The sequence below is a fragment of the Actinoplanes sp. NPDC051851 genome, from assembly GCF_040681165.1.
Taxonomy (GTDB): domain Bacteria; phylum Actinomycetota; class Actinomycetes; order Mycobacteriales; family Micromonosporaceae; genus Actinoplanes.
In genome coordinates, this window is the sequence record NZ_JBFAYF010000004.1 from 240041 (window position 1) to 252506 (window position 12466).

The window sequence follows — 12466 nt, forward strand, 5'->3', positions numbered from 1 at the left end:
CGCTGCCGGCGGTCGCGGCGGCCGTTGTCGCTTCCGGACGCTAACGCCGGTCGCGGCGGCTCCACAGCGGGCCGACCTGGAGCCATTCGCGCTGCCAGGCCCGGTCCCGCTGGCGATCCAGCAGGGCCGTCCCGACCCGGTGCGCCCCGGCCACCGCCGAGGCCACGCAGAGCACCACGGCGAACCCGACGACCACCGCCTGGGTGACCGGGCTGTGCCGTCCCGGGGGCAGCCGGGGCGAGCCGGTGTCATCCACCCAGATGGCGACCCGGCTGCCCACCCGCGCGGTCGAGGCCGCCTGGATCAGGCCCGAGTGCGGCGAGCCGTCCGGCGCGGTCCAGGTGGCCCGGGCCGCACCGGGTGCCTCGGTACGCGTACCGAACGCCCCGACCGGCCCGGCGTCCTCGACCAGCACCGCCTGCACGGGGAACGAGTGCTCCCGCTCCCACTCCTGCGCCCGCAGATCGGCCCGGTACGCCGCCTCGCCACCCCACCAGGCGAGCAGCGGCGCCCCCGCCAGGAACGTCATCACCAGCGTGAACACCATCCACCCCTGGAGGCGGTCGGATGTCCGGCGCAGCTCGTTGCGTTCCCACCCGAGCCGCCGCGCGACCGGTCGCCCTCTCATCTGCCCTGCTCTCCCACCTCGCGGTACACCCGCGACGAGATCGAGCATGCCTCCCGGACCGCCCCCTCCGACGCACATCGCCGCACCACGCCGACCCGATCTCCGGTACGCCCACCCGTACCCGCCCGTCCGGCGCCGCCGCACCTGTCAACGGGCAAGACCATTTTCGGGTTTCCGCTAGCAGCACGGCCCGTGCCACTCGACGCCGTAGCGCGCTCCAGGTCTCGGCTGGTGCTGAGGGGTATGTCCCTGCTGGTCGCATCTGGACCACCTGGGCGGGACGCCGGATCCCGTGACAGGGTGCTCACCCGAACACTCGCCGCCCGCGGATCGCCGGCCCCGCCGGCCAGGGGTTCGCTCGTGGACCGGCCGGGCGGTACCCCGCGGGCGGTGAGCCGGCGGTCCAGGGTGGCTCGGCCGGTCCAGGGTGGCCCGGCCGGTCCAGGGTGGCCCGGCCGGTCCAGGGTGGCCCGGCCGGTCCAGGGTGGCCCGGCCGGTCGGCTGGCGATCCGGGGTGCTCAGGCCGGTCGGCTGGCGATCCGGGTGCCTCAGGCGCCCGAGAGACCCCTGAACGCCAGCCGACCGACAGAGGGCCGCGCCTTATTGCCAACTTTTGGCAACTGCGGCAGGATGAGCGCAGGAACGGGTGTCGCTGGCCGTGATCTCCGGACCTGAGATGAGGAGAAGGGCGTCCCGAACCGCGATGATCCACGGGTTCGGGACGCCCTTCGTCGTTTTCCGGTGCGGGGCCGTTACTCCCCCGTGGGCTCCTCGTCCTCCGGCTCAGCGGTGGCCGAGGCCGCAGGCTTCGTGACAACCGAGGCCGCGGGCTCCGTGACAACCGAGGCCGCGGGCTCCGTGGCGGCGCCGGCGAGGGCCGGTGACTTCGGCTTGCGCGCCGCCACCGAGGACTTCCCGGACGGCGCCGAGGACTTCCCGGACGGCGCCGAGGACTTCGCCGGCGCGGGTGGGGGGACGACACGGTTGCGGCGGTCGGCGTAGGTCCAGGCCAGCGACGCGATCGCGGCCACCGTCAGCGCGATCAGCATGCCCGTGGTGTGGGTGCCGACGCTGTCCGCGGCACGCGCGACCGGGTTGTCGACGCCGAGCCGGGCGATCAGCCAGCCGGTCGCGGCGACGCCGGTCACCGAGGCGCCGGTGATCCGGAAGACGCGGCCGTACCGGCTGCGGGCCACCACCACGATCGCGGGCAGCGCGAGCGCGACGAGGAAGAGCTGGACCAGCTCGATGCCGAGGTTGAAGCCGAACAGGCTGAGCGCGAGGCGTCCGGTGGAGAGCTGCATCTCGGCGAGGACGAACGAGAACGCCATGCCGTGACCGAGGCCGAAGAACCCGGCGACGGCGGCCTCCCGGCCGGGGAAGATCGGGCGGATCGCGTGGATGGCGCCGACCAGGATGCTGGCGGCGATGAACGACTCGACCGGCCACGCCGGGATGTCGAGATGCGTGAACGCGCTGACGGCGAGCGCGACCGAGTGCCCGATGGTGAACGCCAGGGTGGTCTTGCCGATCCTGGCCACCGCCGTCCGCGCTCCGGCGATCTCCCGCCAGCGCCCGCCGGCGGCCAGCAGCGGGGCCGGGAGCAGCAGGATCAGCAGGAAGAGCAGATGGTCGGTGCCCTCGAGGATGTGGTTGCCGCCGAGCTTGACCATGGCCACGAAGCCGGACCAGGTGCTGCCGGACTCCAGGTTCACCTCGAGGGCGGGCACGGTCATCGACCGTACGTCGATCTTGATGGTGCCGACCTGGGTGGCGCTGTCGTCGTCCTCGGCGAGCTTGCCGGTGGCCCAGTCCTGGCGGACCGAGACGAGCACGGTGTGCGTGACGACCTGGTGCACCACCACGTCGTAGTCGAAGGTGAAGTGCCGGATGTCGGCCCCGGCGGGCGGGGTGAGGACGGCGGTCGCGTCGAGCTCCTGATAGGGCCCGGTCGACGTCTGCTCGGCCTCGGTGACCGATATGTCGCCGACCGATACCGACCAGGGGCGGCCGTCGGTGGTGACCGGCTTGATGTGCGCGGTCAGATAGGCACGGAGCGCATCCTCCTGACCGGTCACATCATCGATCTTGCTGGCGGCGGTCAGGTCGCCGAGCGGGATCTCGAGTTCCGCGGTCACCGACGTCTCGTGCACGTCGAGCAGGACCACCGAGTGGGGCATGGGATGGGCAGAGGCCGGCGACGCCCCGAGCAGGAGCGCCGCCGGTACCGCTACCGCGATCCCCGCCAGCAGGCGAAGGATGCGCGTCTTATACATCAGAAGGTGAACTCTCCACCGTAGTCGCGGGTGTGGTCACGGTAGACCGTGTGGTAGTGGATCTGGTCCGTGTATACCACCCCGTTCTGGCAGACGAACTCGATCCAGACGCTGGGTCCGTCGATCCGGAGGTAGTCACCCTGGGTGTCGTACCCGGTGCCGCCGGAGAGGCCGACGAAGGTCTGGTCCAGCTCCTTCTCGTAGACCTTCATCAGCTCGGCCGCGGTCGCCTCGTCGGCGTTCGCCACCCACGGCTTGATCACGTTGAGGACCAGCTGCTTCTGCTTCTTGGAGAGCTTGCTGACCTGGATGCCCTCCTTGGTGGTCGGGAAGTTCCCGTCGTTCTGCGGGCCGACCAGCACGTCACCGAAGGTCTCGGAGAGCGTCGCGGTGGTCTTCTGCGCCGTGGTGAGGCTGGTCGCCAGCGCGGAGACCGCGGTGGCCTGCGCCTTCATCGACTCCACGGTGTTCCCGTCGGCGTCGGTGTAGCTGGTCGGCTCGACACCGAGGAAGAACGGGCTGGCGCTGACGCCCTTGCCGTTCTTGTAGGTGATGTGCACGGCCATGTGGTGACCGCCGAAGCCCAGCTCCCAGGTGCCGGTCAGCGACGGCGTACCCATGAAGGCCAGGTAGTAGTAACCGCTGCCGTAGGTGAGGGCCATGCCGCCGCCACCGGTGTCGCCGGACGGCGCCGCCCCGGAGGGCGCGGGAGCCGCGGAGGCGTCGGTGCTGGCCGACGGGTCCGCCGACGGCGCCGTGCCGCCACCGGTCGAGCCCGAGGAGTCGGCCGCGAGCAGGTCGTCGGCGGCGACGATGTCGTTCAGCTGGTCGATGCCGGTGCCCTTGCCGGTGCCGGTGGCGGCGACCAGCACGGCCTTGGCCGCGGCGAGCTGGTCGTCGTCCAGGTCACCGAGCGAGATGCCCGGGCGGCAGGTGCCGGCGCAGGGCAGGTTGGACCAGGCTACGGCGTTCTCCTGGCTGAAATCGATCAGCACCTCGGCCTTCTGGTCGTCGTCCAGGGTGGCGAGGAACGCGTTGGCGGCGTTCACCAGGCCGGCGACGCCCTTGGCACCCTTGGTCGGGTCCTGCGGGGCCGCGGCGGCCTTCGTCGTGTTCTTCCCGCCGGTCTTGTCACCGACGGTGGCGGCGTTGGCGGTCGCGATGCCCGCGCCGAGGAGGGCGACAGCCGCGGTGGCGATCGCCACGCCCCGCCAGCGCCGGGGCGCCGGCTTGGCCGGGCGCACCGTTTCGTCCTTCACGAGTTTGCTCCTTAGAGATGAGGATGGAAAATCGCCCGGGAGACTCCCCCTGAATCACCCGTTCGATCCGCCACAAGATTGTCAACAAACTCATCAGCAACGCGCAACCCGCTAATAGAAAACTAAGGCTATGATTCTCCTATCAGGACCCTGTCAATGACGACGACCTGGGGAAACGCCCTGATACAGTGGTTTTGAGGGAACCTTTCCGGGTGACCGGCATCAAGGTACCTCTTAGCTGATCGACAGCTTCCTCTCATCCCTTTCATAAGAACGCCGACTATTCATCGAGCGCGGAAAGAAAGAAAAGAAAGAGCGAAGACCGCTTTTCCGGTACGCGTCACGCCATGCGGAGTACGTGCACACCCCACGGCGGGAGATCCGCGTAGAGTCCGGCGCCCGCGAGCTCGTCGCCGCCGCGCTCGAAGACCCGGCCGTCCAGCAGGTCGGTGAGCCGCCAGCGACGGCCGCCGACCCCGGAGAACGGCAGCGGGATCCGGGCCTGCGACGGGCGATCCGAGAAGTTGACCACCACGAGGTGCCGCGGGACCACGTCGTGCCAGACCCAGGCGAGCACGTCCTGGTGGCTCGGGTTGTCCGGCCAGCCGTGCGTGTCGAGCAGCCACCAGTCGCCCTGCCGGACCTCCCGGGCGGCGGCGACCAGACGGTGGTGGAACATCCGGGACTCGGCGTCGACCGGCTCGTCCGGGTATCGGGCCAGGAAGACCGGCACGTGCACCCGGCGCCCCTCGAACTGCCCGTCGTGCCAGAGCGTGGCGCCGGGCAGGGTGGCGATCGCGACCGCGGCGGCCCGGCCTCGCTCGGCGGACATACTGGTGGCGGCTCGCGGCTCGTCGTGGTTCTCGGTGAACCGGACCAGGCGGCGCTGGTACTCCAGACCGCCGCTCAGGTGCTTGCGGACGGCGGCGGCGTCCTCGTGCGCGAGCCGGTCGTAGAGGCGCTTGTCGTAGCAGAAGTCGAACCCCTGCTGCTGCAGCGTCCACTCGGTGTCCCAGTACGCCTCGGCGATCAGCACCAGGCCGGGGTGTTTGGCGCGGACCCGGCCGATCACCTCGGGCCAGAACTCGGCCTCGGGGGCGCGCCCCGCGTAACGGCCCCAGGTGCGGGCGAAGATCTCGTTGGTGACCAGCATGGCCATGTCACAGCGGACGCCGTCGCACTGGTCGCCGATGTCGGTGAGCCCGGCGATCGTGGCGGCGCGCAGCCCCGGGTCGAACGCGTTGAGCTGGGCGACGTCCGGCCACGGCGGGAAGAGCGGGTCACGGCCGTGCGCGATCACCCGGCCACCCGCGGTGAACCAGCCGGCCGGGTCGGCCGCCCGGTCCGCCTCGGAACCGAGGATGAACCACTCCGGGTGCCGGGTCACCGCGGGATTGTCGGGGGCCACGTGGTTCGGGACGTAGTCGAGGATCAGCTTCATCCCGCGGCGGTTCAGCGCGCCGCGGGCGGCGGCCAGGCCGGCGGGGCCGCCGAGACGATCGTCGACGCGGTATCGACGTACGCAATAGGGGGAACCGACCACGTCGGAAGCGGTCAGGTCAGGCAGAGCGTGGTGAAACGCACGCTGCAGGCTGTCGTTGACCCGGGCCACGGCGAGGCCCGCCGGACTGCGCTCCCAGACGCCCATCATCCAGACCGCGTCGAGTCCCGAGGCGGCGACCTCGTCCCAGACCGCCGACGGCACGTCGGCGAGGGTGACGGGCCGCCCCAGCCGGCGGCTGATCCCGGCCATCCACGGCCAGGTGTCGATCTCGTAGATCACCGGCGCACCGGGCCAGCCGGTCATCGCACGCTCCCTGTCCTCGTGAGGGTCAAGGTCACGTTAGCAAGCCGGAGCGCCTCCGCGGGCCGCTCGTAGCGAGCGGACCACATCGACCGCACAGGCAGAAAGTGGCGCGCGTCACACTGTGGGAGCGCGCCCAATCAGTGCCATGCTGGTGGGCGCCCCGCCCCTCGCGGACCGTTACCTTTTGGTGGCCTTAAGACTTCTCAGCGTCCACCCAGGTTGTGAACGATCGAGAGAGCAACCCCGTACCGATGAGCGGCAACATCACCGAGGGGCTTATCGGGAGGGCACCGTGGCACGGACCGGAATCGACACTTCGATCCTGCACAAGGGCGCGCACAGCGCGTCCTACTTCGACCTGGCGAGGGCTGCCGGCGAAGGTGCCGAGATCGTCGACTTCTGCATTCCGTGCAACCCGTACTTCCCGACACCCGAGATGTTCGACGAGCTCACCAGAGACCTGAAGAGCATCCTGAAGTACTACCCGAGCGACTCGGCCACCATCACCAAGAAGCTGGCCAGCGTGCTCGGCCTGCACCCGCAGACGGTCGCGATGGCGAACGGCTCCACCGAGCTGATCACCTGGATCGACCACCTGCTGGTCAAGGAGAGCCTGGCCATCCCGATCCCGACCTTCGGCCGCTGGACCGACCAGCCCCTCGAGACCGGCAAGCGGGTGGACATGTTCCCGCTGCAGGAGCGCGACGGCTTCCGGCTCGACCTGGAGGAGTACGTCGAGTTCATCCGCGAGCGCCGCTCCAAGGTCGCGGTGGTCTGCAACGTGAACAACCCGGACGGCAACTACCTGCCGCGCCGCGACGTCATCCGCTTCATGGACGCGCTCAGCGACCTGGACCTGGTCGTCATCGACGAGTCCTTCATCGACTTCTCCGACGCCGAGCGCTACCCCTCGGTCGGCCCGGACGCGGTGATCCGCCCCAACGCGGTCGTCCTCAAGTCCCTCGGCAAGAACTTCGGCCTGCACGGCATCCGCTTCGGCTACCTGCTCGCCAACCCGGCGATCGCCGGCAAGATCGCCAAGATGCTCCCCAAGTGGAACCTCAACTCCCTCGCGGAGAAGGTGGTCCACATGATCTCCGACCACGAGATGGAGTACGAGGAGAGCCTGCGCCTGCTCAGCCGCGACCGCCGCACGATGGGCCGCGAGCTGCAGCGCATCCCGGGCCTCCAGGTCTTCCCGTCGCAGGGCAACTTCTTCCTGGTCAAGCTCCCCACCGAGTGGTCCGGCGTGGCGCTGCGCGACTACATGGTCGCCAACCACGGCATCATGACCCGCGAGTGCGGCAACAAGCTCGGCATGACCTCCCAGTTCATGCGCCTGGTGGTCCGCCCCGCCGCGGACGTCGACCGCCTGGTGGACGGCATGCTCGACTACGCACAGCGCTTCCACGGCCGCTCCGTCTACGACACCGAGCCCCTGGACGGCGGGCGCCGCTGGAACACCGAGTCGTACGAGGAGAAGCCGGACAACCTGATCCCGTACCCGACCCAGCGCGCCGACCGCGGCAACGACCGCGAGTACACCGCACGCCGCGCCGCCGTCAGCTGACCCTCCGCACCTCCGCGGCAGGCCGCGGGCTGACTCGATGGCAGGCCGCGGGCTGACTCCAGGGCAGGCCGCGGGCTGACCTGCCGGCTGACCGAGCTGGCCGGCTCTCGCACCTCCCGGCGGGCAGTGGGCCGGCTCGCCGCACCTCCCGGCAGCGGCTGGCGGGCCGTCCGCCGGCCGCCCGGTCCCACGGTCCGCCGCCGGGTGCGGGGTGTCTGCCCCCGTTCCCGGCGCCATGTTCTTCGAGGACGTCCCGGGCCGCCTCCGCGCCGACTCCGGTGCGGACGGCCCGGCGGGCCCGCTCTCCCACTTGAGCGAGCCCGGACCGGTACGAGCCGTCCCCACCGGTTCCGGCCCGGCTGACCCCTTACCCGGTCATCCCCCACGTGAGCGCCAGCCGATTCCCTGCCCGGCTGGCGCTCACGCTCGTTCCGCCCCCGCCGGCGCCGAGGAGCACCTCGCGCACCACTCACCACCAGCCACCACACGCGCGACTCTCGGCTGGCGCTCCGGGGTGCCTCGGCCTCACCGACACACCCCCTCGGCACCAGCCACTCCTCCCGCCGGCCGGTTTCCCCGCCAGCCACTCCTCCCGCCAGCCACTCCTCCCGCCAGCCGGTTTTCCCGTCGGCCGGGAACCCCGCGGCCGGGAACCCCGCGGCCGGGAACCCCGTCGGCTGGGACCTCCGCCCATGTGTTCGTGACCCCCAGCCGCCTGCGCGCGATCCCCGCTTGGCGCGACTCCGCTGCCGGAGGGCGTGCGCAGGTGGGCGGGGGTGACGGGTGAGGGTAGGGACGCGGGCGCGCGCGGATACACCTGAAGAAATGCTGAAGAAGAGGGGCGGGGGAAATTTGTGGGGTTTCGAAGGGATTCCTGTGTGTCCTGGGTCTCGGGATCGGGGGAAGGATGGGCGTACCTGGGGAAGATTTCCGGATATTTCGTTTTTATCCTGTGAGTCGCTGACAGCTTCGGCACAGGGCGCGCAAAAGCGCAGGTCATAGCTTGATCTAGCGGCTCCTCCCCCGGCCGCCCAGACCTTCTCTACACAGCCCTGGAGGGCTTCAATGGCCGAGCCGAGGGTGCCCACCCGTGACCGGTACTTCGACCTACTCCGTGTTCTCGCGATCATCCGGGTATCGGTCTTCCACTTCTTCCCGTACGCGCTCCTGGAGAACATCTTCCCGTCGATGGGCGTGATGTTCGCGCTCGCCGGGTCCCTGATGGCGAACTCGCTGATCCGCAAGGGCAACCCGGTCACGGTGATCCGCGGGCGCCTCCGCCGGCTGCTTCCGCCGCTCTGGCTGATGGCCGCGATCGTCGTGCCGGCCATGTTCGTGGTCGGCTGGGACGAGAAGCCCGCGATGTGGCACCTGATCTCGTGGATCTTCCCGTTCGCCGACCCGCCGTCGAGCACGTTCGGCGTGCAGGCCGCCGAGGTGCTCTGGTACCTGGTCACCTACATGTGGCTGGTGTTCCTCTCGCCGATCATGCTCTGGATGTACCAGAAGGCCCGCCTGCTCACCATGGTGCTGCCGGTCATCGCCCTCGCCGTCGCGATCCACTTCCCGCAGATCTGGCAGAAGGACGCGATCGAGGAGGTCGGCGTCGACATCCTGACCTACGCGGCCTGCTGGATCATCGGCTTCGCCCACCGGGACGGCACGCTCAAGCAGATCCCCGCCTGGCTCGTGATGATCTTCGCGGTGGCCTGCGTCGGCGGCAGCCTGGGCTACAGCCACCTGCACCCGGATGCCGGCGGGGTCAAGGAGATCTCCGTGGCGTACGCGATCTACAACATCGGTTTCGTGCTCGCCCTGCTGCGGATCAGCCCGCCGATGGGCTGGCTGGAGAAGCGCCCGTTCGCCGACAAGTGGGTCTCGCTGATCAACTCGCGGGCGGTCACCATCTACCTGTGGAACAACGTCGCGATCGCGCTCTGCTTCCCGATCGGTGACGCCATGCAGGTCTGGTACCTCGGCCGGTTCTCCGAACTCGGGTACGTGGCGTGCGCCCTCGTACTGCTCTGCAACGCGGTGCTGATGTTCGGCTGGGTCGAGGACCTGGCGGCGAAGAAGAAGCTGCGGTTCCTGCCCTGGCCGCACGACCGGGTCGCCGCCGAGAAGGCGCCGATCAAGGAGTCGGCCGCGGAGCCCCGGGTGCCGGCGGTCGTCGCGGCGGCCGAGAAGGCCCCGTTGACCATGTCGATCGGTTCGGTCACGGCCCAGGCGGCGCACGCCGAGACGCAGATCTTCCGCGGCGGCGTGACCCGTCCGTCGATGCCCGGCTCGCCGGCCGCTCCGGGGGCCCCGCGTCCCCACGGCGCGGCGGCGCCCCGCCCGAACGGCCCGAACGGCCCGAACGGCCCGAACGGACGGCCGGGTACCCCGAACGGACGGCCGAACGGCGCCCCGGTGCCCCAGCCGGCCGGAGCGCAGGGGCCGCGGATGAACGGCGGCCCGAACGGCAACCAGGCGACCGCGGGATGGCCGGGTGCCCCCGCACAGCCGAAGCCGGGTGTTCCCGCCCAGCCCAAGGCGGGTGCCCCGGCGCCGCAGAACGGCGTACCGCAGCGGAAGCCGGCGGCGGCGAACGGAGCGCAACCGGCCGTGCCGCCGATCCAGGAGTGGCCGACGGAGCCGCAGACGCCGCAGAAGAGCCCGGCACGGGCGTCCGTGCCGCAGGGAGGCGCAGCGCGGGCGAGCGTCACCCCTCCCGGTCCCCGCCACGGTCAGCCCGGTCGCTGACCGGTAGGGATCACATCAGAAGGTCCGCGGCGCCATCGGTGCCGCGGACCTTCCACGTCTCGTCCGTGCTCCAGAAGACGGGCTAACGTCTGTGATCGTGAGTGACGACCCGACGCCCGGCTGCACCCTGACCGTCTGCCGTGACTGCTGCTGCGGCAGTCCGAGCAAGTACCCGGCCGTCGACCACGACGCCCAGCTGGAGCGGCTCCGTGCGGCCCTCGCACCGGAGCACCGGATCCGGACCAGCCTCTGCCTGGACGTCTGCGCGCAGGCGAACGTGATCGTGGTGCATCCGGAGCCGTCCGCGCGGCGGGCCGGTGCGCGACCGGTCTGGTTCGGGCTGGTGCTCGACGACACGGTCCTCGGCGACATCGAGGCGTGGGTCCGCGCGGGCGGTCCCGGCCGTGCCCCGATGCCGCCGGTCCTGGAGCTGTCGGTGATCAGCCCACCGGTGAAGGCCACCGTGACCGCCTGACCGCTATTGAGCGGGTTCCTCGGCGGGCGTCCTGGCGTGCACCACCGCCGGGCCGGCGTGCGGGACGTGGCCGTGCACCGAGAGGGCGTGCGTGGTGTCCCGGGCGCCGGCGAGGTTCGCGGTGAGCTGCGCCTCCAGGGCGTCGACCGCGGCGCGCAGATGGTCCAGCTGCTCGCGGACGCTCACCGGCGCCGGTGCGGGGGCCGGGCCCGGCGGCGGGGCGTTCTCCGCGTCGTCGGCGAGACCGGCGACCGCGGCGGCGCCCGGCAGCTGCTTCTCCGGGGTGGCCGGGACCTTGCGGACCTGCTGCGCCAGCTGGGCGGCCCGCTCCGCCTCCTGCGCCTCCTGCAGCGCGGTCAGCACCACGCCGACCAGCAGGTTGGTCAGCAGGTAGCAGGCGGTCACCATGTACGACACGTAGTAGAGGACCGCCCACTCGGTCACCTCGCGGCCGGCCTGCAGGGTGTCGGTGATCCCGTCCAGCGAGAGCAGCAGGAAGAGCGTGAGCATCGCCTGCCCGACCGTGCCGTACCGCTCCGGGTAGGCGTGGCCGAACATCATCCAGCCGAGCATCGCGTACGCGTACAGGACCAGCACCGTGACCAGCAGGAAGCTGCCGAGTCCGGGCAGGCTCCGCCGTATCCCCACCATGATCACCCGAAGGCTCGGGAAGAGCCGGAACGTCCGCAGCAGCCGGGCCAGCCGGAGCAGGCGCAGCAGCGTGACGTTCTCCCGGACGCCGGGCAGCGCCGGGGCGATCACGATGGCCAGGTCGAAGATGTTCCAGCCGTCCCGGAAGAACCGTCCCGGCGCGGTCAGGTGCGCCCCGAACCGGACGAGCAGCTCCAGCACGAAGCCGGTGACGCAGAGGTACTCGACGGCCTTGAGGGCGGGCGCGTGCTCCAGCGCGTCGTAGGTCTCCAGGCCCATCGCGGCCGCGTTCACCAGGATCACGGTGAACCCGGCCAGATTGAACCAGGGTGCGTCGACGGCCGAGGCGCAGCGCGCGGCCAGCTCGCGGGGACGAATCATGAAGCGGTGCTCTCCTCCGGCATGCGGTCGGCCGGAGCATATGCTAATCAGACAGCGAACTCAGAACCGACACTAATACCACAGACGTCCACCTTTCGGGCGCCAGAACGGATCCCCGCCACAAAGCCTCCTGCGGTCGGCAGGGACGGCGCGCTCACCGAACGAGATCCGCCGAACGGGTGAGGGCGGGTACCACCGCAGTGAGCGGGCGGTCACCGATCCGGGCGGAAATTCACCCCGGCATCCCGGCGAATCGGGCGGGGAAGGCGGAAAAGCCGCGCCGGGGACGAGCGGGGATGCCCTAGGGTCCAGCGGCACATGGTCGTGAGTGCAGGGTCCTGCGTGTGGGGCCCTGAGGGGAGAAGACTGATGCTGGACAGGGTGGTGCGCGGAGGTCTGACCGTCGCGCTGGTCGTCGGTGGGCTGGTCGCGGTGGCCGGGCCCGCGGACGCCGCGGTGAAGACGTTCAAGAACTGCACGGCGCTGAACAAGACGTACAAGCACGGGGTCGGCAAGAAGGGCGCCAAGGACAAGGTCCGCGGCTCGACCAAGCCGGTGACGAACTTCCACGTCAACACCAAGCTGTACAACGCGAACAAGAAGATGGACCGCGACAAGGACGGCGTCGCCTGCGAGAAGCGCTGACCCACGGTCCGGCGCCCGCACGGCGAGAG

9 protein-coding genes are annotated in these 12466 nt (G+C 70.6%); 4 read left to right on the forward strand and 5 right to left on the reverse strand.

All coding sequences use genetic code 11. The features are described from left to right. Positions 1–40 precede the first annotated feature (40 nt). The 4 genes from AB0M08_RS06570 to AB0M08_RS06585 all read right to left on the reverse strand — a co-directional run bounded on the left by AB0M08_RS06570 (position 41) and on the right by AB0M08_RS06585 (position 5970). Positions 41–628, reverse strand: coding sequence for a hypothetical protein (locus AB0M08_RS06570; RefSeq protein WP_364489477.1), 588 nt, complete (start codon positions 626–628; stop codon positions 41–43). 752 nt (positions 629–1380) lie between these two features. Next, complete coding sequence (locus tag AB0M08_RS06575; RefSeq protein WP_364489480.1) at positions 1381–2904, reverse strand: HupE/UreJ family protein; 1524 nt, start codon at positions 2902–2904, stop codon at positions 1381–1383. Beyond that, the gene (locus tag AB0M08_RS06580; protein ID WP_364489483.1) at positions 2904–4163 is read right to left on the reverse strand and encodes a DUF3500 domain-containing protein; all 1260 of its coding nucleotides are present in this window, start codon (positions 4161–4163) and stop codon (positions 2904–2906) included. The genes AB0M08_RS06575 and AB0M08_RS06580 overlap by 1 nt, the downstream gene beginning before the upstream one ends. 340 nt (positions 4164–4503) lie before the next feature. Next, positions 4504–5970, reverse strand: a complete 1467-nt coding sequence (locus AB0M08_RS06585; protein ID WP_364489486.1) for an alpha-amylase — start codon at positions 5968–5970, stop codon at positions 4504–4506. Positions 5971–6262: 292 nt separating this feature from the next. Here AB0M08_RS06585 and AB0M08_RS06590 point away from each other — a divergent pair, with 292 nt between their 5' ends. From AB0M08_RS06590 to AB0M08_RS06600, 3 genes are all read left to right on the forward strand, one after another. Further along, positions 6263–7540: a histidinol-phosphate transaminase gene (locus AB0M08_RS06590; protein WP_364489489.1), complete on the forward strand. Its 1278-nt coding sequence runs from the start codon at positions 6263–6265 to the stop codon at positions 7538–7540. Positions 7541–8605: 1065 nt separating this feature from the next. Beyond that, the gene (locus tag AB0M08_RS06595; RefSeq protein WP_364489492.1) at positions 8606–10285 is read left to right on the forward strand and encodes an acyltransferase family protein; all 1680 of its coding nucleotides are present in this window, start codon (positions 8606–8608) and stop codon (positions 10283–10285) included. 127 nt (positions 10286–10412) lie between these two features. Continuing rightward, positions 10413–10760: a hypothetical protein gene (locus tag AB0M08_RS06600; RefSeq protein WP_364489623.1), complete on the forward strand. Its 348-nt coding sequence runs from the start codon at positions 10413–10415 to the stop codon at positions 10758–10760. 3 nt (positions 10761–10763) lie between these two features. Here the strand turns inward: AB0M08_RS06600 and AB0M08_RS06605 are convergent, their stop codons facing one another. Then, positions 10764–11792: an ion transporter gene (locus AB0M08_RS06605; RefSeq protein ID WP_364489495.1), complete on the reverse strand. Its 1029-nt coding sequence runs from the start codon at positions 11790–11792 to the stop codon at positions 10764–10766. Positions 11793–12161: 369 nt separating this feature from the next. Between AB0M08_RS06605 and AB0M08_RS06610 the strand changes: the two genes are divergently transcribed. Beyond that, positions 12162–12437, forward strand: a complete 276-nt coding sequence (locus tag AB0M08_RS06610) for an excalibur calcium-binding domain-containing protein (RefSeq protein ID WP_364489498.1) — start codon at positions 12162–12164, stop codon at positions 12435–12437. The last annotated feature ends 29 nt before the right edge of the window (positions 12438–12466 follow it).